The organism is Acinetobacter pullicarnis (genome assembly GCF_006352475.1).
Classification (GTDB): domain Bacteria; phylum Pseudomonadota; class Gammaproteobacteria; order Pseudomonadales; family Moraxellaceae; genus Acinetobacter; species Acinetobacter pullicarnis.
The window spans coordinates 2,930,757-2,952,461 of the sequence record NZ_VCMZ01000001.1 but is presented as its reverse complement, the minus strand read 5'-3'; the positions used below and the strand labels follow the sequence as shown (position 1 = coordinate 2,952,461).

The following is a 21,705-nucleotide window of genomic DNA, read 5'->3' as shown; positions in this document are numbered from 1 at the left end:
GATGAGTAGAGGTACTCGTACATTCGAAATCTACCGCTATGATCCTGATAAGGATAAAGCACCGTACATGCAAACCTATAAGCTTGAATTAACAGACAAACATCGCATGTTGCTCGATGCTTTGCTTGCACTTAAAGTTCAAGACGAAAGTTTGACATTCCGCCGCTCTTGCCGTGAGGGTATTTGTGGTTCGGATGGTGTGAATATTAATGGTAAGAATGGCCTAGCTTGTTTGTGGAACTTAAACGATTTACCAGAAAAAATCGTAATTCGTCCACTTCCTGGTTTGCCAGTGGTTAAAGATTTGGTTGTTGATATGAACCAATTCTATGATCAATACGATAAAATTCACCCATTTTTAATCAATGATCAGCCAGCACCTGCGAAAGAGCGTCTACAGAGCCCTGAAGAGCGTGATCATTTGAATGGTTTGTATGAGTGTATTCTTTGTGCATGTTGTTCAACGGCATGCCCATCGTTCTGGTGGAACCCAGATAAATTCTTGGGTCCATCTGCACTGTTAAATGCTTACCGTTTTATCATCGATTCACGTGATACAGCGACTCAAGAGCGTATTGCACGCTTAGACGATCCGTTCTCATTGTTCCGTTGTAAAGGAATTATGAACTGCGTATCGGTTTGTCCTAAAGGATTAAACCCAACCAAAGCGATTGGTCACATCCGTAATATGTTGCTTGACCAAGCGGGTTAAGTAATTGAAAAAAGAGCGCACATTGGAATAATGTGCGCTTTTTTTTATTTATCGAAAAAATAGTAATTAATTGTGAGTATCACTGGTCGAAATGTATTAGATACCGCATCATATGTAACTCAGCTATACTTCTTATGTATTTAGCTAATTTATGGATGGTATGTGTCAATAAAATCAAGCGACTGTTGCGTTCATGTTAGCATTTAACAAGTCTTTTTGAGCTGTAAAAAGACTAGGGTTTCATGTGTTTTTGGGGTATATTCCTAGCGTTTTTAAGCGTTGTATAGACAAGTTTAAGTCGTTTTAGAAAAAATTGGCAATTTGCGTGTTTTTTCTAAGCCGATTTGCAAAAAAAATTGCTCGACTGCGTCGAGTATGTGAGTGAATGATGATGCCTATGACGGTGTTATGATTCGTTGGGTGCATGAGAAAAGATCCTGATGTGCCGCTACGCCCGTGGTCTTTAGCGCCAAAATGGGTGAATGTCAATTTACCAATTTGGCATTATCAATCATGGGTTTGCTTAAAAAAAGCATCCTGTAATGTTTTTGCAATAGGAAATGGGTCCAAAAATGCAAGAAGTTGCTGACGCATTGCGTCTTGATACTGAACTTTCCGCTGATAGTGCAGCGTATATTGAAGAGCTTTACGAACAGTACCTGTCTTCTCCAACCTCAGTCGGTGACGATTGGCGCCAATATTTTGATAAATACCCTAAAGGTGACCAGCCGCACGGAAATATCCGTGAGCAATTTTTATTATTAGGTCGTAATTCAAACCGCGTTCAACCTGTTGTACAGGGCGAAGTAAGTACTGAGCATGAACGCCGTCAAATTGCGGTTTTGCAGCTTATTGCAGCTTACCGTAATCGCGGACATCAAAAAGCATCGTTAGACCCTTTAGGTTTAGCTATTCGCGAAGATGTTCCTGATTTAGACCTTGCAACGCATGGTTTAACCAAATCTGATTTAGACACTGTATTTAATACGGGTAACCTTGCTATCGGTAAATCTGAAGCCACACTTGGTGAAATGATTGCTGCGATGGAAGCAACCTATTGTAGTACGGTTGGTGCAGAATATATGCACATTGTGGACACCAAAGAAAAACGTTGGATTCAACAACGTCTTGAAAGTGTTCGCGGTCAGTTTGGTTTTAACGCAGATCAGAAAAAACATTTTCTTGAACGCTTAACTGCTGCTGAAGGCCTAGAAAAATATCTTGGCAATAAATATGTGGGTGCGAAGCGATTTGGTGTTGAAGGCGGTGAGTCTTTTATTCCAATGGTAAACGAAATCATTCAACGTGCAGGTTCTGTAGGTTGTAAAGAAGTCGTAATTGGAATGCCACACCGTGGACGTTTAAACTTGCTGGTCAACATTATGGGTAAAAACCCTGCTGATCTATTTGGTGAGTTTGAAGGTAAGTCAATTAATAAGAAAGGCTCTGGTGACGTTAAGTATCACCAAGGTTTCTCTTCTAACGTGATGACACCAGGTGGGGAAGTCCATCTTGCTATGGCGTTTAACCCATCACATCTTGAAATCGTTGGACCTGTAGTAGAAGGTTCTGTACGTGCACGTCAAGTACGCCGTAAAGACATTGGTGGTGATGATGTATTGCCATTGATCGTACATGGTGATGCTGCATTTGCAGGTCAAGGTGTAAACCAAGAAACCTTCCAAATGTCACAAACTCGCGGCTTTACCGTGGGTGGGACCGTGCATATTGTGGTGAATAACCAAGTTGGTTTTACCACATCCGATCCACGTGATGCGCGTTCTACAGAATATGCAACTGACGTTGCTAAAATGATTCAAGCACCAATTTTCCATGTCAATGGTGATGATCCAGAAGCTGTGGTGTTTATCTCTCAGTTGGCACATGATTTCCGTCATACTTTCCGTAAAGACGTTGTCATCGATTTGTTCTGCTATCGTCGTCGTGGTCATAACGAAGCCGATGAGCCAGCAGCAACTCAGCCAATGATGTACCAAGTCATCAGCAAAAAACCAACGACGCGTACTTTGTATGCCGATCAATTGGTTCAACTCAACGTATTAGACCGTGCTGCTGCAGATCAAATGGTAGAAGACTATCGTTCAGATCTTGAAGCAGGTAAACACGTTGCGAATGCATTGGTACTTGAACCAAATGAAAAAATGTATGTCGATTGGACACCTTATTTAGGTCATGACTATACCGATGTGTGGGATACCACGGTTCCGATTGAGCGCTTAAAAGAGCTTGGTCAGAACATGCGTAAACTGCCTGAAGGTTTCGTGATGCAACGTCAAGTGTCAAAAGTAATTGATGATCGCTTGAAAATGCAAACGGGTGAAATGCCACTGAACTGGGGTGCTGCTGAAACTTTAGCTTATGCATCTTTGTTAGATGATGGTTTCTTGGTGCGTTTGACCGGTGAAGATGTTGGTCGTGGTACGTTCTCGCATCGTCATGCGAAACTACATAACCAAGTTGATGGTTCAGTTTATATTCCATTGCTTCATGTTAAAGAAAATCAACCACGTCTTGCGATTTATGACTCGTTGTTGTCAGAAATTGCGGTGCTTGCTTTTGAATATGGTTATGCAACCACATTGCCACATAGCTTAATTGTTTGGGAAGCCCAATTCGGTGACTTTGCAAACTGTGCGCAAGTTGTAATTGACCAGTTCATCGCTTCTGGCGAAACCAAGTGGGAACGTGTTTGTGGTTTGACTATGTTGTTACCTCACGGTTACGAAGGTCAAGGTCCTGAGCATTCATCTGCACGTTTAGAGCGTTTCTTACAGCTTTGTGCAGAAGAAAATATGCAAGTGATCACACCAACAACACCTGCACAGATTTTCCATGCCTTACGTCGTCAAGCGGTTCGCCCAATTCGTAAGCCAATGATTATCATGTCACCAAAATCACTTCTTCGTCATAAACTTGCGACTTCTACCTTAGAAGAGCTTGCAACTGGCGGCTTCCAAACCGTGATTGATGAAATTGATCCAATCAACAAAGCTGACGTTACTCGTTTAGTACTTTGTGGCGGTAAAGTGTATTACGACTTACTTGAAAAACGTCGTGAACTTGAATTGTCTAACATTGCAATTGTGCGTGTTGAACAACTCTATCCATACCCAGAAAAACGTTTAGATGAAGTGCTTGCCGCTTATCCAAATGTGAAAGAATTGGTATGGGCACAAGAAGAGCCGAAGAACCAAGGTGCTTGGTTGTTTATTGCACCACGTCTCTATGACGACATTATTGAATCTGGTAAACAAATTCGCATTAGCTATGCAGGCCGTGAAGCATCTGCTGCCCCTGCATGTGGCTCTGCATATTTACATGCAAAACAACAAGCTCAGCTCGTCAATGACGCACTTGCAATCGTAGCTGATCAATCAGGAGAAACAAACTAATGGCAACCGAAATTAAAGCACCAGTATTCCCAGAATCAGTTGCTGACGGAACAATCGCAACTTGGCACAAACAAGTTGGTGAAGCAGTAGCACGTGATGAAGTTATCTGTGATATTGAAACCGACAAAGTTGTGTTAGAAGTTGTTGCTCCTGCAGACGGTAGCTTAGTTGCGATCATTAAAGGCGAAGGCGACACCGTTTTATCTGATGAAGTGATTGCTCAGTTTGAAGCAGGTGCTGTTGCAGCAGCTGCGCCAGCAGCAGAAGTTGCACAAGCTTCTGCAGCCACTCAGGCAGGTGCTGCTGCAGTGGTTGAACGTACTGAAGCTGCGCAAGATCAAGCGCCAGCAGTGCGTAAAGCATTGACTGAAACAGGTATTAATGCGGGTGACGTATCTGGTACAGGTCGTGGCGGTCGTATCACTAAAGAAGACGTTGCAAATCATCAAGCTAAACCTGCTGTAACGCCATTAAGCGTTGCTGTTGGTGAGCGTGTTGAAAAACGTGTTCCGATGACACGTCTCCGTAAACGTGTTGCTGAACGTCTATTAGATGCGACGCAAAGCACTGCAATGCTCACAACGTTTAACGAAGTGAACATGAAGCCAGTTATGGAAATGCGTAAACAATATAAAGACATGTTTGAGAAACGTCATGGTGCGCGTCTTGGCTTTATGTCTTTCTTTGTTAAAGCTGCAACTGAAGCATTAAAACGCTTCCCAGCAGTAAACGCATCGATTGATGGCGATGACATCGTTTACCACGGTTTCTACGATATCGGTGTTGCAGTTTCTTCTGAGCGTGGCTTAGTGGTTCCTGTATTACGTGATACTGACCGCATGAACTATGCTGAAGTTGAAAATGGTATTGGCGCATATGCAGCTAAAGCTCGTGCTGGTAAATTGTCAATCGAAGAAATGACTGGCGGTACTTTCACTATTACCAATGGTGGTACGTTCGGTTCATTGCTTTCTACACCAATTTTGAACACGCCACAAACTGCAATCTTGGGTATGCACAAAATCCAAGAACGTCCAATGGCAGTGAATGGTCAAGTTGAAATTCTTCCAATGATGTATTTGGCACTTTCTTATGACCACCGTTTAATTGATGGTAAAGAAGCTGTTCAATTCCTTGTAACGATCAAAGAATTGTTAGAAGAGCCTGCAAAACTTATCCTCGATCTTTAATTTAGATCCTTGATTTAGATTATTTATACGACTCAATGAAATAACAACCCAGATAGAGTGATCCTCTATTTGGGCTTTTGGAGATAAAAATGTCTCAACAGTTTGATCTTGTTGTTATTGGCGGTGGACCAGGTGGTTACGAAGCTGCAATCCGTGCTGCACAACTTGGTTTTAAAGTTGCGTGTATTGAAAAACGTATTCATAAAGGTAAACCATCTTTAGGCGGTACTTGCTTAAACGTGGGTTGTATCCCTTCTAAAGCATTGCTTGATTCTTCACATCACTTTGAAACAACGAATCATGGTCTTGCAGAGCATGGGATTAGCGTTGATAACGTGACTTTAGACTTGCAAAAACTACTTGCCCGTAAAGATAAAGTTGTTGATCAACTGACTGGCGGTGTTGCGCAATTGTTAAAAGGCAATGGCATCGAGTGGTTACAAGGTTCTGGTAAATTACTTGCTGGTAAAAAAGTTGAATTCACGCCATTTGAAGGCGATGTTCAGATTTTAGATGCAAAGTATGTAATCTTGGCAGCTGGTTCTGTACCTGTGAATATTCCTGTTGCGCCATTGTATGAAGACATCATTGTCGATTCTACTGGTGCGCTTGAATTCCAAGAAGTGCCTAAACGTCTTGGTGTGATCGGTGCAGGTGTGATCGGTCTTGAGTTGGGTTCAGTTTGGCGTCGTCTAGGTTCAGAAGTTGTTATTTTTGAAGCTTTAGATAGCTTCTTGCCAATGGCTGATAAAGCGATTGCAAAAGAATATCAAAAAATCTTGACCAAACAAGGCTTGGACATTCGTGTTGGCGCTAAAGTCGCTAAAGCAGAAGTTCAAGGCAGCGAAGTTGTGGTTGACTACACCCAAGGTGGTGAAGACAAACAACAAACTTTCGACAAATTGATCGTTTGTGTGGGTCGTAAGCCATATGCAGAAGGTCTATTGGCTGCTGATTCTGGCATTACTTTGACAGATCGTGGTTTTGTAGAAGTGAATGATCAATGTGCAACTTCTGTTGAAGGTGTATATGCGATTGGTGACTTGGTACGCGGTCCAATGCTTGCACATAAAGCAATGGAAGAGGGCGTAATGGCAGTTGAACGTATTCACGGTCATGCTGCACAAGTGAACTATGACACGATTATTTCTGTGATCTACACCCACCCAGAAGCAGCGTGGGTTGGTTTAACAGAAGAGCAAGCTAAAGAAAAAGGCCATGAAGTGAAAGCGGGTCAATTCCCATTTGCTGTAAACGGTCGTGCGCTTGCTGCGGGTGAATCTGCTGGTTTTGTGAAGTTTGTTGCTGATGCAAAAACTGATCGTCTATTGGGTATGCATGTAATCGGTACTGGCGCTTCTGACATCGTTCATCAAGGTATGATCGCACTTGAGTTTGTTTCAAGTATTGAAGATCTCCAATTGATGACGTTTGCACATCCGACGTATTCGGAAGTGGTACATGAAGCAGCTTTAGCTGTCGATGGTCGTGCCATTCACGCGATTCAACGTAAACGTAAGTAAGACGGAAAAGAGCGGTATATGCCGCTCTTTCTTTAGCTATCAAAAAATATACAGCTTAGTTGTTCAATATAATAAAATTGCTGTGTATTTTCGTAACAGATTTAATAAATTCCGATACTTACTGCGAAGGACGTTTAAGTATTGGCGAATCATAACAATGTTGGAAGTCGTAAAAAGGTAACTAAATGAATCTACATGAGTATCAAGCGAAAGCACTGTTGAAAAAATATGGAATGCCCGTTCAAGAAGGCATTCTCGCAACAGTTGCAGACGAAGCAGTTGCAGCATTTGAGAAATTAGGCGGCAAATTTGCGGTCATGAAAGCTCAAGTTCATGCTGGTGGCCGTGGTAAAGCAGGTGGCGTTAAGATTGCAAAATCTAAGCAAGACGTTATCGATTTCGCAAACTCTATTATTGGCACCAATTTGGTAACTTACCAAACTGATGCGAATGGTCAGCCGGTTAACAGCATTATTATTGCTGAAGATGTTTATCCAGTTGAACGCGAACTTTATCTTGGTGCCGTGATTGACCGTTCAAGTCGTCGTGTCACATTCATGGCATCGACTGAAGGTGGCGTGGAAATTGAGAAAGTTGCTGAAGCAACCCCTGAAAAAATCCTAAAGGTTGAAGTTGATCCGTTAGTGGGTCTACAACCATTCCAAGCACGTGAGATTGCATTCCAATTGGGCTTGAAAGACAAGCAAATTAACCAATTTGTAAAAATCATGGCTGCTGCATATCAAGCATTTATTGAAAATGATTTTGAATTATTTGAAATCAACCCACTTTCAGTACGCGAAAATGGCGATATCTTGTGTGTAGATGCCAAAGTCAGCATCGATTCAAATGCCCTATATCGTCTTCCTGAAGTTGCGGCTTTACGTGACAAATCTCAAGAAAATGAGCGTGAGTTGAAAGCATCTGAATTTGATCTTAACTATGTTGCGCTTGAAGGTAACATCGGTTGTATGGTGAATGGTGCTGGTCTTGCAATGGCAACCATGGACATCATTAAACTATACGGTGGCCAACCTGCTAACTTCCTTGACGTTGGGGGCGGCGCAACCAAAGAACGCGTAATCGAAGCGTTCAAAATCATCTTGGCAGATGAGTCTGTACAAGGTGTTTTAATCAATATCTTTGGTGGTATTGTACGTTGTGACATGATTGCTGAAGCAATTATTGCAGCGGTTCAAGAAGTAAATGTAACAGTACCTGTGGTTGTTCGTTTAGAAGGGAACAACGCTGAATTAGGTGCTAAATTACTTGATGAATCGGGTCTAAAATTAATTTCTGCCAATGGTCTAGCCGATGCTGCAGAAAAAGTTGTTGCTGCAGTAAAAGCGTAAGGAGTATCAAATGAGCGTATTAATTAATAAAGACACCAAAGTATTGGTACAAGGCTTTACAGGTAAAAACGGTACATTCCATTCTGAACAAGCGATTGCTTACGGCACTAAAGTTGTTGGTGGTGTAACGCCAGGTAAGGGCGGTCAAACACATATTGGTTTGCCTGTTTTTAACACCATGAAAGAAGCTGTCATTGAAACAGCTGCTGATGCAACTGTTATTTATGTACCTGCACCATTCGTACTTGATTCAATTGTTGAAGCGGTAAACTCAGGTGTAAGCCTGATTGTTGTGATCACTGAAGGTGTTCCAACTCTCGATATGCTAAAAGCAAAACGTTATATCGAAACGTATGGTAATAACGTACGTTTAGTTGGTCCTAACTGCCCAGGCGTGATCACTCCGGGCGAATGTAAAATTGGTATTATGCCAGGACACATTCACCAACCAGGTCGTATCGGTATTATTTCACGTTCTGGTACATTGACTTACGAAGCTGTGGCTCAAACCACTAAGCTTGGCCTAGGTCAATCGACTTGTATCGGTATCGGTGGTGACCCGATTCCTGGTATGAACCAAATCGATGCATTGAAATTGTTCCAAGAAGATCCAGCAACTGATGCAATCATCATGATCGGTGAGATCGGTGGTTCTGCAGAAGAAGAAGCTGCTGAATACATCCAATCTGATGTGACTAAACCTGTCGTTGGTTATATCGCGGGTGTTACAGCTCCTGCTGGTAAACGTATGGGTCATGCTGGTGCAATTATCTCTGGTGGTAAAGGAACTGCTGAAGAAAAATTTGCTGCATTTGAAAAAGCAGGTATGGCCTATACCCGTAGCCCTGCAGAGCTTGGTTCAACTATGCTTGCAGTGCTTAAAGAGAAAGGCTTAGCTTAAGCATTCTACTTTAGCGCTTAGATTTATTTTCATTAAAGAAGCCTTCTCGTAAGGCTTCTTTTTTATTTGAAATACAGTATGCTGCATTAACCCACTCAACTTATTAAACAGAACAAAGGGGGATACTTTGCAACACATTAAAATACTGGTCCTCTGCAACGCGCTACTTTGCTGTGGTGCTGTGACTGCCGAAGCTTTAGCCACAACAACACCTACTCAATACTTTGATTTTAATCAGCAAGCACCAACCGATATTCTGGATATTGAATACGATACACAAGAAAAAGAGTATTCCACACTCTCTAATCAGCTTTATCAAACGGAGCGCTTTCGTGTCTTCAATTATATGGCCTACGATAGTCAACAATTGAGTGCGCAAGCCAAATCTGGCAGCCTCGATAATATTTCACAGCTTTCGATTTCCTTTGGCTATGGTGTTGAGTTTTTAGTGAATAGTCACAATAAGATTGGCTATGAATATATTTCAAGCTTCCCCTATGATCGTGGTCAGCTGGTCCGTCTTTTTTGGGTCAGAGCTTTATAATGCGATTAAAGTCACTGTTGCAGATCATCGTAACCACATGCTGAAGAATGATGAAGATACTGTGTTTAGATCGGTACAATTACGAACAGAAGATGCCCTTGTACTACACAAGTTTTGGTTATTTTAACGACAGGCTATAGTGGTTGTCTCGGAGAATAATCATGTTGAAAAATACGCTAATAAAAATTGGTGTTCTTGGGCTAGTCAGTCTTTCATTGGTGGGATGTATGGTTGGTCCTATCGATGATCGCCCAAATTATGGGCGTTATGATCGAAATTACAATCATGATCGTTATGACCGAAACAATAACCATGAATATCGCGACCGAAACAACACGCATGATCGATATGAGCGGCATAAGGATCATAAACGTCATGATCGTGACCAGCGTCGAGTCACTTCCTCAGATGATCACAGATATGGACAGCAGCACGGTAATCGGGATGGCACACCGCGTTTTAAATGAGGATAAAAAAGGGCGAATCGCCCTTTTTTAATCACTCAACCTTATTCAGATCACAGCAGCTTCAGCTTTGCACTTACGACTATTTTTGCAGTCTCAACCTTTGGCGCTGATCACATCGGTGTGAGTTGCTTTCGATATAAACCCGCACGAACACGTCCAGCTTTCATCTGTTTAAAGAGCTGCCAGGTTGCAGGTAAGACCAATTTATCGAGGGGTTGATCTGCCTCGACATAGATTAAGCCTTGATCAATAATTAACGGGTCAACCTTGGCTGCCAGTGATTGCCATAAGTTAAGTTGATAGGGTGGATCTAAAAAGACCAAATCAAATTCACCCTTTAGATGCTCAAGTACTTTTTCAGCGGTACTACACAGCACATCGCAGTTCTGGGCTTTTAGCAATTCGATATTTTTTTTCAAAAATTGTGCTTGCTGTATATCGGGTTCAATCATGACCACTCGCGCTGCACCACGGGATAACGCTTCAAAACCCAATGCACCTGCACCTGCACATAAATCAAGGGCTTGTGCTTGCTGTACATCCCACATCAACCAATTAAAGACAGTTTCACGCACACGATCAGGTGTTGGTCTCAAACCATCAATATTGGCGAAGGGAAGAATACGGCGTTTCCATTCACCACCAATAATACGCAATTGATTGTTTGATTTACTCACTTAATTCTCCATCCTCTGCTGGCGGTATATTACTTATCGTGTTGTTAAGTCTAGCGGCATTGCTCGCAACTTGAGCGACTGTGCTGGCTGCAAGCTCACCCGGTTTAATACCTGCTGTCATCAATCCACCACTGACTTGATGGTTGGCTGGCAGCATTGGATTAGATTTACGTTGCATTAACCAATAATCTAAAATAGGGCGGGCAATTCTGGCTGCTGAGCCACCATGACGACCATTTTCCCAGATCACAGCGATGGCGATTTCTGGATTTTCTGCAGGTGCAAAACCGACAAAAAGACCATGATCGAGCTGGCGATCAGTCAATATCGATTCGTTATAACGTTTGCCTTGTGCAATACTTTTAACCTGTGCCGTTCCTGTTTTACCCGCAATCAGATAATTCGGAGTTTTAATACCGCGGCCAGTACCGCTTTGAATCACGTCCACCATGGCATCACGCATTTTGATCCAGTCTTCTTCTGTGCCATTAAAGTTGATTTTACCTGTGGGTGCATTAATCACTTCATGGACTTTGGCACCACGGGTTGAGCGTAATACATGTGGTGTAACATGTGCGCCATGATTGGCTGTAATCGCGGTAGCTAAGGCCAATTGTAAAGGTGTTGCAATAAAGGCGCCCTGTCCAATACTGACTGAAATAGTTTCACCTCTGAGCCATTTACTCTTACGGGTTCGCATTTTCCATTCGGGGTTTGGATATAAACCTTCACTTTCACTTGGTAAGTCGACGCCAGTTTTAGCACCAAAACCGAATTGGCGCATCCAATCATTCATGCGCTCGATGCCCATTTGGTAGGCCAAAATATAAAAGTAGGTATCACATGAAATCGTAATTGATTTATGCATGTTGACACTGCCATGTCCGCTTTTTTTCCAGTCACGGAATTTATGTGAATCACCTGGTAAATGAAAATAACCTGGGTCGGAGATGGTGGTTCCCCAATCGACAGTTCCATAATGAATACCGCCTAAAGCTTCCATTGGTTTAATGGTAGAGCCTGGTGGGTAGGAACCTTGTAAGGCACGGTTATATAAGGGCTGATCGAGGTTGTCACGCAGTGCACTATAGTCGTCATGCCCAATGCCAGTTACAAACAAATTGGGGTTGAAGCTTGGACTTGAAACCAAAGCCAAAATTTCACCTGTACGCGGGTCTAAGGCCACAATCGCACCACGTCGTCCGGCAAGTTGTTCAGCGGCAACAGTTTGTAGACCGTAATCGAGTGATAAAAATAAATCATTACCACGTACGGATTCTTTGCGACCTAAATGACGTAAGACATTGCCGTGTGCATCGGCTTCAATCGATTCATAGCCAGGTGTGCCATGCAATAAATCTTCATAGGATTTTTCGACCCCAATTTTACCAATCAGGTTGGTTCCTGCATAAGCATCTTTGTCGATACTTTTTAATTCTTTATCATTAATACGGCCGACGTAGCCAATGACGTGTGCAAATAATTCACCATGCGGATAGAAACGCGTCATTTGCGTTTCAATATAAACACCTGGAAATTGATATTTGATTTCACTAAATTTAGCGATATCGGTTTCAGTTAAATTTAGTTTTAAGGTGACTCGCTCTGTTTTTTTGACGGTTTTCACACGGCTATTAAAACGTTCAACATCTTCAGGACTAAGATCTAAAACGGGGATCAAGCGCTTTAAAGTATCATCAATATCAGTAACATCTGCTTTACTAAGGGTTGCGGTAAAGACAGGGTAATTATCTGCTAATAAAATACCATTACGGTCATAAATATAACCACGTGCTGGTGGAATCGGTTGTAAGCGAATACGGTTTTTATCGGAAGCATTGCTAAACTCTTCATGATGCACGATTTGCAAATAGGCATACCGCGCAATCAAAATTGCTAAACAGAAAAAAACGAACGCGATTGCGAAAAATACTCGTCCACGAAAGATGCGCTTTTCTTGTTGAACGTTTTTAAGAGGAAACTGCTGCTTCATATTGGGCGACTTGATCGGCACGTGGTGAGAGTAAGTTGAAGCAAAAGATTTTACCTTAGAATTGCTTAAAGAACTAAAAAATTAATAGCAAGGCGGGTTTTTATCGGAACGTTTTGACATTTTAGACAGGAAAATTGTGTCCTGCTGTATATGAGTCAATTCGTATTTCTGTTAAAGTCCAGTGAAAAGGAATCATAAGCTTGATTAAAAAATAATAAGGGACTGCAGATTTAAAATGCAAAAATTTTTCCCTTAGTGTTATTTATATTGTTATAAATCAATCAAATGTTTAACTTGAGTGTGCTTAATTGAGACAGAATTTAAGGTTGGGAATATTTTAACTTTTAATGAGATCCACAATTGCTCGCCAAGAAAATTACTTTAAATGTAGATTGGATCGGTTCTTTAATTTTTGTGTATGATAAATTGAGTGGTTATTATAGTACTCAATATTATTTGAGTCGTTGGGGTTGTACAGCGTGCGCTCATAACAAGTGGTGTAGGAATTGCACAGTGCAATGCAGTTACGCTGCGGATTGCAACAGCAAGGACAGTAAAACCACGTACAATTCATCTATACTGTGCGTGTAGGTTTTTAAAAACTGTCATGTTAAATAATTCATACGACCGCCAATAGAAATAAATACGAGAGTCATGCATGTTTGAATACCTGAGTGGTTTGTGGCAAATCTTTTTGAGTCTACCCAGTTATCTTGGTGATTTGTGGCAAGTTTTTTTAAGACGACCTGACCACCTTGCAGTGCTAAGTATTATACCGGTTACGGCTTTTGTGACCTGGGCACATGTTTGGATGGCACTTAAAATGGTGTTTTACCCAATTAAATTTTGGGGATTTCATATTGGTCCACTGCCTATTGGTTGGCAAGGCATTGTTCCGCGTAAAGCAGGCCGAATTTCTGGGGTTATTACAGACAATACCTTGTCAAAATTAGGCTCATTACATGAATTCTTGGAAGCAATGGATCCAGATGACATGGCACGAATCATTGGTGAACAGGTTGGTTTTGAACTTGAACATCTGATTGATGAAGTGATGATGGAGCGCAATGCGGTTTTGTGGGAAAATCTACCTTATTCGATTAAACGCCGAATTTATGCACAAGCCCATAAGCAATTACCGGAAACCTTAAGAGAATTAGTGACCGAGCTGGTCATTAATGTTGAGTCTTTGGTCAACATGCGCGACATGGTGGTAAACCAAATGGAAGGCGACCGTCGTTTGATGGTACGTATGTTTTTGAAAGTTGGTCAAAAAGAGATTAATTTCATTTGGCATATCAGTGCACTGATCGGTATGATTTTCGGTATCTTCCAAATGATCGTTTGGTTTTTGGTGCCTTGGCATTGGACTGTTCCTTTTTGGGCGGCAATCTGGGGATTTCTCACCAACTGGATTGCGATTTGGATGGTCTTTAACCCGTTAGAACCGCACTATGTACGTTATTTCCAATTTTTTGAATTGACAAAAAATCATACTTTCCCTTGGGTTAAGCCTGTTATTCCGCGTATAGGTCGTTATAATATCCAAGGTGCGTTTATGAAGCGCCAAGAAGAAGTTTCTGATGTTTTTGCTAAAGTGGTCACTGAAGATTTGATCACCCTGAAATCAATTATGACTGAAATGATGTATGGTCCGAAAAAGGACAAAACACGTCGCATCATCAAACGTCATATTAATGAGATCATGGAAACACCTTTAGTACGGACCACATTACAATTGTCTTTGGGCTTAAAAGAATACGCAAAACTGAAGACGGACTTGATTGATCGGTCAATTGAAATTACGATGGTTCCTGTATGCGACCCGGCATTTAATGCGAGCCGTGCACAGAAAATCTTTCAAATGTTTAAAGATCGGATTCGCGAGTTGACGCCAGCTGAATTCCAAAATTTGCTCAGACCTGCTTTTCGGGAAGATGAATGGATTTTAATTTTGCTGGGCGGGGTCACTGGTTTTGTCGCGGGCTTAATACATTTATTTGTGGCTTTCTTATAACTGGATGCTTAAACAAGGTTGAATCTTGATTTGATCTTGAAGCGGTATCATACACATTGATTTAAATGAGGATGTTTTTTTATGCGCATTATTTTACTCGGACCACCTGGGGCAGGCAAAGGTACTCAGGCTCAGTTGATCTGTAAGCGCTACGATATCCCCCAAATTTCAACAGGTGATATGCTTCGTGCTGCAATTCGTGAAGGTAGTGAATTGGGTTTGAAAGCAAAAGCTGTGATGGAATCAGGTGGTTTAGTTTCTGATGAATTGATTATTGGTTTGGTCAAAGAACGCATAACTCAACCTGATTGTGTGAATGGCTGTATCTTTGATGGTTTCCCACGCACCATTCCTCAAGCGGAAGCTTTAGAAAATGTTGGGATTAATATCGACCATGTAATTGAAATTGCAGTGGCAGATGAAGAGATTGTGCAACGCCTTTCAGGTCGTCGTCAACATCCAGCATCTGGTCGTATTTATCATACGATCTATAATCCACCAAAAGTGGAAGGCAAAGATGATGAAACTGGTGAAGATTTGGTTCAACGCCCAGACGATCTTGAAGAAACGATTCGTAAACGTTTAGTTTCTTATCATACTGAAACTGAGCAATTGGTTGGTTTTTATCAAGGTCGTGCAGCAACCTCTGCTGACGCACCAAAATATAATAAACTTGATGGTTTACGCCCAATTGAAGACGTTCAAAAAGAACTTTTTTCAATACTTGGCTAAGTCCGAAGCTGTTATGATATAAAGCAGTTCGCTTTAATAAAAAAGAGTTCTAATATTGATTAGAGCTCTTTTTTTTCAACTTGATCAGTGAGATTATCTTTTGTCAAAAATCGCCATAATTGCTGTATTACTGTGTAGTTTAGTTGTGCTGTGCTATTTGATTTTTATCAGTTTCCGCTTGCTGCGTCGTGCTCAACAACAGGCTTTGCAAGAGAAAATTCAGCAGCAGCAATTGCGCCAGCAGCTAGCCAAAGAAAGTAAGGTGAATAATCAAGCACACCGTAAAGCTAAGCATAAATAAGCCAGCCCTTGCTCCCCAGATGCTGTACGCAAGACTTTGATCGCAATACCTACGTGGTAGCTTTCACAATTTTCATTGGGCGTGCAGCACCAAACTCAAAACGATCAGGCCACTGACAAACGTCAGACACCACACATTCATTGCATTTGGGTTTTCTTGCGATACAACAGTAGCGACCATGTAAGATCAGCCAGTGATGTGAGTCCAGCAGAAACTCCTTGGGAATGACCTTCATTAAACGATGTTCAACTTCAAGTACATTTTTACCAATGGCAAGGCCTGTACGATTACCCAAGCGGAAAATATGGGTGTCAACGGCCATAGCAGGTTGCCCAAAGGCGGTATTCAACACGACATTTGCAGTCTTACGACCAACGCCGGGCAGTGCTTCTAGATCTGCACGATTATCAGGTACTTGGCTGTGATGCTTATCGATTAAAATTTTACAGGTTTTAATGACATTTTCAGCTTTGGTATTATACAGCCCAATGGTTCTGATATAGCTTTTTAAGCCATCAACACCGAGTGCATAAATGGCTTCAGGGGTATTGGCGATTGGAAATAGCTTATCTGTCGCTTTATTGACACTCAAGTCCGTGGCTTGGGCCGATAGCGTAACGGCAACCAACAACTCAAATGGATTAGAAAAATTCAGTTCAGTTGTCGGATGTGGACGTTGCTCGCGCAGTCGTTCAAAAAAAGTCTGCACTTGTTTTTTGGTCATATTTTTAATTGCCATGACTCAAACTCCTTGTATTTCGGTGAGTTGTTTTTGTAAGTCGAGCAGCAATTGCAGTTTATTGGGGTCTGGGCGAACAGAGAGTTGTTTTTCTAGTTTTTTGATTTGAGTACGGAGCTTGGCTAAGGCAATGGTGGTCTGTGCATCTTGCGGTGCTGCGACGGGAACAACTGCTAGAGGTATATTTAGTGCTGGGGCTTCTGGGGTATTTTCACCAAATTGTGCGAACAGTGAAGCATCGATGGCAGCACGAACGACTGGACCTTTGCGGGTGGCGTTAAGTTTTTCTTCACGCTGGATATGGGCAAAGTAGCGTTCACGGAGATCTTCTTGCTCAAGCAATTGCATCGCTTCCGTTGGAAGAGCTTTGGCTTCTGGAACTAAATCAATGCAATCGACTGGACAAGGGGGAATGCATAATTCACAGCCCGTGCACAGATCCGTTAAAATACTGTGCATTAACTTACCACTGCCAATAATCGCATCGACCGGGCAGGCACTGATACATTTGGTGCAGCCAATACATTCATCTTCACGAATGATGGCTTTCATGCGCTGTGGTCGTCCATCGCTTTGGATCGGCCAAACACTCGGCTCTGCCATCAAGATCGGGCGCTTTAATAATGCAGCAAGCGCATCGGCAACCGGTTGACCACCTGGGACACATTTATTGGCAGTCTCACCGTCGACCATTGCTTTTGCATAAGGCAGGCATCCGTCACGATGACCGCACAAACCGCATTGGGTTTGAGGCAATAGCGCATCGACTTGCTGGATAAGTGTAATGTTTAAATTCATGGTTCAGAAAGCTATTGAGACAGTAAGCAGGAAAAAAAATTAAAGCAGCGCGCCATTTTAGCATAAAGTGCCTAGTGCTGTTGAGATTAGATTTCTAGATGTTGAACACTGAAATATGTCTAATACAATGCATAATATTGCGCTAAATTAATTGATTTATGCACTGTTTTGATTTGTCAGAACTGACCAAATAGACCATTTTTATGCTAATTTAAGATCTTGATTATACGAGTTATTTGAAAAAACATATTAAAATGTGTTGTAGATTGTTTACAAAAGATATTTAATACTTTTCGCCAAAACAAATCATTTTTTATGTTACATGACCGATTTTGTGTCACCTTCTGCTGAGGATAGTGCGTTGAAATATACTAGCTTAAATGACTTTTTAAATTACGTAAAAGCAAGAGACCCGAATCAACCTGAGTTTTTACAAGCGGTTGAAGAGGTAATGACCAGTATCTGGCCGTTTATTGAAAAGAATCCAGAGTATGCTGACCATGGATTGCTTGAACGTCTCGTTGAGCCTGAACGCGCTTTTCAATTTAGAGTGTCATGGGTCGATGACCAAGGGCAAACGCATGTGAATCGTGCTTTCCGTATCCAGTACAATTCTGCAATCGGACCTTATAAGGGTGGAATGCGTTTCCATCCTTCGGTTAATTTATCAATTTTGAAATTTTTGGGTTTTGAACAAACCTTCAAAAATGCCTTAACCACATTGCCTATGGGTGGCGGTAAAGGTGGATCAGATTTTAATCCTAAAGGTAAATCTGAAGGCGAAATTATGCGTTTCTGCCAATCCTTAATGCTTGAGCTTTATCGTCATTTAGGTTCAAACACCGATATTCCTGCGGGCGATATTGGTGTCGGTGGCCGTGAAGTTGGTTATATGGCTGGGATGATGAAAAAACTCAGCAACGATACTTCATGTGTATTCACAGGCAAAGGGATGTCTTTTGGTGGATCGCTTGCGCGCCCTGAAGCAACTGGCTTTGGTACTGTATATTTTGCTGAAGAAATGCTAAAAACCCGTAGTGAAAGCTTTAATGGCAAAGTTGTTGCGATCTCTGGTTCGGGTAATGTGGCACAGTTCGCTGCTGAAAAAGCAATTTTCTTAGGTGCTAAAGTAGTTTCACTTTCAGATTCAAACGGAACTGTGTATGTGAAAGATGGCTTTACTGATGAATTATTGCTTGAAGTAATGGACTTGAAAAATGTTCAACGTGGCCGTATTTCAGAATTTGCATCTAAACATGGATTCGAATACCTAGAAGGGCAACGTCCTTGGAGTATTCCATGTGATATCGCATTACCATGTGCAACACAAAATGAGTTGAATGGCGATGATGCTGCGCAATTGATTGCAAACGGTGTGCTCTGTGTTGCTGAAGGTGCCAATATGCCTTCAACCCTAGATGCTGTTGAAAATTTTGTAGAAGCTAAAATTTTGTATGCACCAGGTAAAGCATCAAATGCCGGTGGTGTTGCGACTTCTGGCTTGGAAATGTCACAAAATGCGATTCGTCTCGGTTGGACATTTGAAGAAGTTGATGAGCGTTTGCATGCGATCATGAAAGAAATTCACCGTAACTGTGTGAAATTTGGTACACAAGCAGACGGCACAATTAATTATGTTGATGGTGCAAATATTGCTGGTTTCGTGAAAGTTGCGGATGCGATGATTGCGCAAGGCGTTTACTAAGTTTTTTCGTAAAACTAAACGCACTAAAAAACCGATGCATTTGCATCGGTTTTTTATTAATCTTTATTTGAACATGCTTATTTTACAATTTCACTTTCAACAATCATATCTTGTACATAGGCATATTTAGATTGATCTGCTGCTGGGTTTTTAATTTCATAGCGTTTCACTCGAACAATTTGACGCTGTTTTGGCACATGGTTATAACCTTCAATGCCTGAGTAGAAATAAGTCCAGTCTTTATCAACCTGAGTTTTTAGACCCTTTTCATCATATTTAACTTCACGAACCTGTAAACAGGTTTGTGGTGCAACACCTGTACATGGTTTTGTTTCTGGTGCAATTTCTAAGAAAATGATTTCAGCTTGTGTTTGGTATTGTGCTTCAGGTGTCATTTTACCTTGAAATACAAATTTTTCACCTTTGGCATTCGATACCGTTAAAGTCGGATTTTCTGCTTCGGTGGTATTGAGGCTAAACGCGATATTACGTTTTTCGAAAATTGAGCTTGAAAGTTTTTCTTGGTTCATCAACTCTGGGCTACAAGCCTTCATAGTTGACATCAAGTTTCCAGTCACAAGTTGACCTTTATCGAGGTTCCAGGTGGTGCCTTGAGTGTTACAACCCGTTGCAATGCTTAATCGTTGATCTTGCTTAGCAAAGGTCAAGACGATTGGGGTTTGAGTCTCTGCAGGCTGATAAGACCATTGGTAGTCTGTCAACACTTGATCTGCATTTTGCTGTTGGATTACATTAACCACGGTATCCTTCACCATTTGAACATCGCTTGATTGACATGCTGCTAAAGCAAAAGGAAGAAGTGCAATTGCTAAGAATTTCATTTTCATTTCAAATATATACCCCATTTAAACTAAATCTATCTTAGTCGATTGTCTGCTTGAGAATATGTCGAAACTGAATTACTTTAGTGTTTAAATGTATTTGAATTGAAAAAATATTGTACATTTACAGCATTTTAGGTTAGTCAAAGCGATAAATATCCATACCCAATGATCCCATTGAAAAACTACTGTGCACAATACTAAAGCGCGGGCCTGTTCCCATTGCAAAAAATAAGGGCGCAAGATGCTCTAAACTTGGATGATTTTTATTGAGATAGGGCAATGTATTGAAATCGAGAACATCATCAAATTGACTGTTATTTAATTTGCTTACCACTGTATTTCTAAAAGTAGATGCCCAGATGGGTACGACTGCTTGATCTGCATTCCAGCTCAATTCACTTAAGTTATGGGTAATACTACCTGAGCCAATGATTAATATTTGTTGCTGGCGTAATGTTGCGAGGCATTGGCCAATGGCATACAGGGATTGTGCTGTACTGTGACGTGGAATGGAAATTTCAATTACGGGTATTTCAGCCGTTGGGTACATATGTACCAAAGGGGTCCAAACTCCGTGGTCACGCGGGCGAGTGCTGTTTGCATGTGCGCTAAGTTGAGCATCAGCAAACATACGCAAGATTTGTTCGGCAAGTTCTGGCTGTCCAGGGGCAGGGTAACGAATTTCATAGAGTTCTTGTGGGAAACCTCTGAAATCGTGCCAAGTTTCTGGACGCGCAGCTGTACTGACTTCAAGTGCATCACTTTCCCAGTGTGCTGACATCACCACAATCGCTTTAGGTTGTGGCAAGTTCAAGCTAAGACGTTCCAAAGCTGGACCCACTTGTTCTGGGTTAATCGCCAACATTGGGGAGCCATGGGAAATGAATAATCCCGGAAGTGTTTGTAATTGCATGTCTTATCTCTAAATAAAGCCGTTACAGTCATTCTGCAAGTAAAGTGGGGGTGAATAAAGCCAGTCAGCATCAACGTACTGTTTTAAAATTGCAACGCCTCGGCAAATGGTTTTAACCTGCGCGATGATAGGGATGATTATGATTAATGGTCATTGCTCTATAGAGTTGTTCAATCAACATGACGCGTACCAAGGGATGTGGCAGGGTCAGTTTAGAGAGCGACCAATGCCATGCAGCCGCTTGGCGAACTGCTTGACTGTGCCCATCAGGGCCACCAATTGCCAAGACAATATCACGACCCTCAAGCATCCAATCTTTCATCGTATCAGCTAGTTTTTCTGTGCTGAATTCGCGACCACCTACCTCTAGGGCAATCAGAATTTCATTCGGCTTGACTGCGCTTAAAATGGTTTCACCTTCGATTTGGCAATACTTTAAGATATCAGCTTCTGAATCATTTTTTCCGCGTTTTGCCATTGGAAGTTCGATGATTTGAGTTTGTACAAAAGGTTGAATACGTTTTAAATAATCTTCAACACCAGTGATAACCCAGTTTGGCATTTTTTGCCCAATGGTTAAAATACGAATTTTCATAATAAAATCGAATCAATAATTTTTGGCTATTATAGCTTTGATTAAGTTATAAGATGCGTTGATTTTTCCGTTTCACAGGATTGTAGAGAATATAAAATGCAAGCATTGTGCTTTGTTTTGGATTTGAAGAAATTCGAACAGTACTGGATGAAAATAGTCGGTATGGATGTTTGGCTTAGCGCATAAAAAAACGCAGTCTTAAAGTTGAATTAAGACTGCGAACAAGTGAAGATCAGTCTGGAGAATCTGGACTTCACTTTGAAAACTTTAAAAATAAAAAATCACTTA

The 21,705-nt window shown here is 41.5% G+C and carries 19 protein-coding genes; 12 read left to right on the top strand and 7 right to left on the bottom strand.

Annotated elements, in window-relative coordinates; genetic code table 11:
• The first annotated feature begins 1 nt into the window (after nt 1).
• The 8 genes from FD716_RS13055 (at nt 2) to FD716_RS18920 (ending at nt 10,133) form a co-directional block, all read left to right on the top strand.
• Nucleotides 2–712: a succinate dehydrogenase iron-sulfur subunit gene (locus FD716_RS13055; RefSeq protein ID WP_139852742.1), complete on the top strand. Its 711-nt coding sequence runs from the start codon at nt 2–4 to the stop codon at nt 710–712.
• A gap of 572 nt (nt 713–1,284) precedes the next feature.
• The gene (locus FD716_RS13050; protein ID WP_139852741.1) at nt 1,285–4,125 is read left to right on the top strand and encodes a 2-oxoglutarate dehydrogenase E1 component; all 2,841 of its coding nucleotides are present in this window, start codon (nt 1,285–1,287) and stop codon (nt 4,123–4,125) included.
• Nucleotides 4,125–5,315: a 2-oxoglutarate dehydrogenase complex dihydrolipoyllysine-residue succinyltransferase gene (gene odhB / locus FD716_RS13045; RefSeq protein WP_139852740.1), complete on the top strand. Its 1,191-nt coding sequence runs from the start codon at nt 4,125–4,127 to the stop codon at nt 5,313–5,315. Before FD716_RS13050 ends, odhB begins: the two co-directional genes overlap by 1 nt.
• A gap of 89 nt (nt 5,316–5,404) precedes the next feature.
• A complete protein-coding gene (gene lpdA / locus FD716_RS13040; protein ID WP_139852739.1) occupies nt 5,405–6,838 on the top strand; it encodes a dihydrolipoyl dehydrogenase in 1,434 nt (477 codons plus the stop codon).
• A gap of 185 nt (nt 6,839–7,023) precedes the next feature.
• Nucleotides 7,024–8,190 (top strand): ADP-forming succinate--CoA ligase subunit beta, encoded by a 1,167-nt coding sequence (gene sucC / locus FD716_RS13035; protein WP_139852738.1) that lies wholly within the window; start codon nt 7,024–7,026, stop codon nt 8,188–8,190.
• A 10-nt stretch (nt 8,191–8,200) separates the two neighbouring features.
• Nucleotides 8,201–9,091: a succinate--CoA ligase subunit alpha gene (gene sucD, locus FD716_RS13030; RefSeq protein WP_139852737.1), complete on the top strand. Its 891-nt coding sequence runs from the start codon at nt 8,201–8,203 to the stop codon at nt 9,089–9,091.
• 127 nt (nt 9,092–9,218) lie between these two features.
• Nucleotides 9,219–9,635: a hypothetical protein gene (locus FD716_RS13025; RefSeq protein WP_228714949.1), complete on the top strand. Its 417-nt coding sequence runs from the start codon at nt 9,219–9,221 to the stop codon at nt 9,633–9,635.
• A 243-nt stretch (nt 9,636–9,878) separates the two neighbouring features.
• On the top strand, nt 9,879–10,133 hold the full coding sequence (locus FD716_RS18920; RefSeq protein WP_171477043.1) for a hypothetical protein: 255 nt from the start codon (nt 9,879–9,881) through the stop codon (nt 10,131–10,133).
• A gap of 79 nt (nt 10,134–10,212) precedes the next feature.
• Here the strand turns inward: FD716_RS18920 and rsmD are convergent, their stop codons facing one another.
• Complete coding sequence (gene rsmD, locus FD716_RS13015) at nt 10,213–10,779, bottom strand: 16S rRNA (guanine(966)-N(2))-methyltransferase RsmD (RefSeq protein WP_139852736.1); 567 nt, start codon at nt 10,777–10,779, stop codon at nt 10,213–10,215.
• Complete coding sequence (gene mrdA, locus FD716_RS13010; RefSeq protein ID WP_139852735.1) at nt 10,772–12,772, bottom strand: penicillin-binding protein 2; 2,001 nt, start codon at nt 12,770–12,772, stop codon at nt 10,772–10,774. The genes rsmD and mrdA overlap by 8 nt, the downstream gene beginning before the upstream one ends.
• Before the next feature lie 658 nt (nt 12,773–13,430).
• Between mrdA and FD716_RS13005 the strand changes: the two genes are divergently transcribed.
• The 3 genes from FD716_RS13005 to FD716_RS12995 all read left to right on the top strand — a co-directional run bounded on the left by FD716_RS13005 (nt 13,431) and on the right by FD716_RS12995 (nt 15,822).
• Nucleotides 13,431–14,789: a hypothetical protein gene (locus FD716_RS13005; RefSeq protein ID WP_139852734.1), complete on the top strand. Its 1,359-nt coding sequence runs from the start codon at nt 13,431–13,433 to the stop codon at nt 14,787–14,789.
• Nucleotides 14,790–14,870: 81 nt separating this feature from the next.
• Entirely contained in the window at nt 14,871–15,521 is a 651-nt protein-coding gene (gene adk / locus FD716_RS13000; protein ID WP_139852733.1) for an adenylate kinase, read from the top strand.
• A gap of 100 nt (nt 15,522–15,621) precedes the next feature.
• Nucleotides 15,622–15,822 carry a hypothetical protein gene (locus FD716_RS12995; RefSeq protein WP_139852732.1) on the top strand — a complete coding sequence of 67 codons (201 nt, stop codon included), beginning with the start codon at nt 15,622–15,624 and terminating at the stop codon, nt 15,820–15,822.
• Nucleotides 15,823–15,871: 49 nt separating this feature from the next.
• Here FD716_RS12995 and nth read toward each other — a convergent pair whose 3' ends face one another.
• Nucleotides 15,872–16,561 carry an endonuclease III gene (nth, locus tag FD716_RS12990; protein WP_139852731.1) on the bottom strand — a complete coding sequence of 230 codons (690 nt, stop codon included), beginning with the start codon at nt 16,559–16,561 and terminating at the stop codon, nt 15,872–15,874.
• Between the two features lie 3 nt (nt 16,562–16,564).
• On the bottom strand, nt 16,565–17,359 hold the full coding sequence (locus FD716_RS12985) for an RnfABCDGE type electron transport complex subunit B (protein WP_139852730.1): 795 nt from the start codon (nt 17,357–17,359) through the stop codon (nt 16,565–16,567).
• A 322-nt stretch (nt 17,360–17,681) separates the two neighbouring features.
• Here FD716_RS12985 and gdhA point away from each other — a divergent pair, with 322 nt between their 5' ends.
• Nucleotides 17,682–19,064, top strand: a complete 1,383-nt coding sequence (gdhA, locus tag FD716_RS12980) for an NADP-specific glutamate dehydrogenase (RefSeq protein WP_171477042.1) — start codon at nt 17,682–17,684, stop codon at nt 19,062–19,064.
• Nucleotides 19,065–19,141: 77 nt separating this feature from the next.
• On the opposite strand, the gene FD716_RS12975 is transcribed toward gdhA, so the two are convergent.
• The 3 genes from FD716_RS12975 to rlmH all read right to left on the bottom strand — a co-directional run bounded on the left by FD716_RS12975 (nt 19,142) and on the right by rlmH (nt 21,417).
• Nucleotides 19,142–19,912 (bottom strand): DUF4377 domain-containing protein, encoded by a 771-nt coding sequence (locus FD716_RS12975; RefSeq protein ID WP_139852728.1) that lies wholly within the window; start codon nt 19,910–19,912, stop codon nt 19,142–19,144.
• A 133-nt stretch (nt 19,913–20,045) separates the two neighbouring features.
• Nucleotides 20,046–20,822, bottom strand: coding sequence for a dioxygenase family protein (locus FD716_RS12970; protein ID WP_139852727.1), 777 nt, complete (start codon nt 20,820–20,822; stop codon nt 20,046–20,048).
• Nucleotides 20,823–20,934: 112 nt separating this feature from the next.
• Nucleotides 20,935–21,417, bottom strand: a complete 483-nt coding sequence (gene rlmH / locus FD716_RS12965; RefSeq protein ID WP_139852726.1) for a 23S rRNA (pseudouridine(1915)-N(3))-methyltransferase RlmH — start codon at nt 21,415–21,417, stop codon at nt 20,935–20,937.
• Nucleotides 21,418–21,705: the final 288 nt, after the last annotated feature.

Excerpts from the sequence above, each read along its gene's own strand:
- adk (WP_139852733.1), top strand. The coding sequence starts at position 14,871 with ATGCGCATTATTTTACTCGGACCACCTGGGGCAGGCAAAGGTACTCAG.
- sucD (WP_139852737.1), top strand. The coding sequence starts at position 8,201 with ATGAGCGTATTAATTAATAAAGACACCAAAGTATTGGTACAAGGCTTT.
- lpdA (WP_139852739.1), top strand. The coding sequence starts at position 5,405 with ATGTCTCAACAGTTTGATCTTGTTGTTATTGGCGGTGGACCAGGTGGT.
- mrdA (WP_139852735.1), bottom strand. The coding sequence starts at position 12,772 with ATGAAGCAGCAGTTTCCTCTTAAAAACGTTCAACAAGAAAAGCGCATC.
- FD716_RS18920 (WP_171477043.1), top strand. The coding sequence starts at position 9,879 with ATGATCGCCCAAATTATGGGCGTTATGATCGAAATTACAATCATGATC.
- FD716_RS12970 (WP_139852727.1), bottom strand. The coding sequence starts at position 20,822 with ATGCAATTACAAACACTTCCGGGATTATTCATTTCCCATGGCTCCCCA.
- rlmH (WP_139852726.1), bottom strand. The coding sequence starts at position 21,417 with ATGAAAATTCGTATTTTAACCATTGGGCAAAAAATGCCAAACTGGGTT.
- FD716_RS12985 (WP_139852730.1), bottom strand. The coding sequence starts at position 17,359 with ATGAATTTAAACATTACACTTATCCAGCAAGTCGATGCGCTATTGCCT.
- nth (WP_139852731.1), bottom strand. The coding sequence starts at position 16,561 with ATGGCAATTAAAAATATGACCAAAAAACAAGTGCAGACTTTTTTTGAA.
- sucC (WP_139852738.1), top strand. The coding sequence starts at position 7,024 with ATGAATCTACATGAGTATCAAGCGAAAGCACTGTTGAAAAAATATGGA.
- gdhA (WP_171477042.1), top strand. The coding sequence starts at position 17,682 with ATGACCGATTTTGTGTCACCTTCTGCTGAGGATAGTGCGTTGAAATAT.
- FD716_RS13055 (WP_139852742.1), top strand. The coding sequence starts at position 2 with ATGAGTAGAGGTACTCGTACATTCGAAATCTACCGCTATGATCCTGAT.
- FD716_RS13050 (WP_139852741.1), top strand. The coding sequence starts at position 1,285 with ATGCAAGAAGTTGCTGACGCATTGCGTCTTGATACTGAACTTTCCGCT.
- FD716_RS12975 (WP_139852728.1), bottom strand. The coding sequence starts at position 19,912 with ATGAAAATGAAATTCTTAGCAATTGCACTTCTTCCTTTTGCTTTAGCA.
- FD716_RS13005 (WP_139852734.1), top strand. The coding sequence starts at position 13,431 with ATGTTTGAATACCTGAGTGGTTTGTGGCAAATCTTTTTGAGTCTACCC.
- odhB (WP_139852740.1), top strand. The coding sequence starts at position 4,125 with ATGGCAACCGAAATTAAAGCACCAGTATTCCCAGAATCAGTTGCTGAC.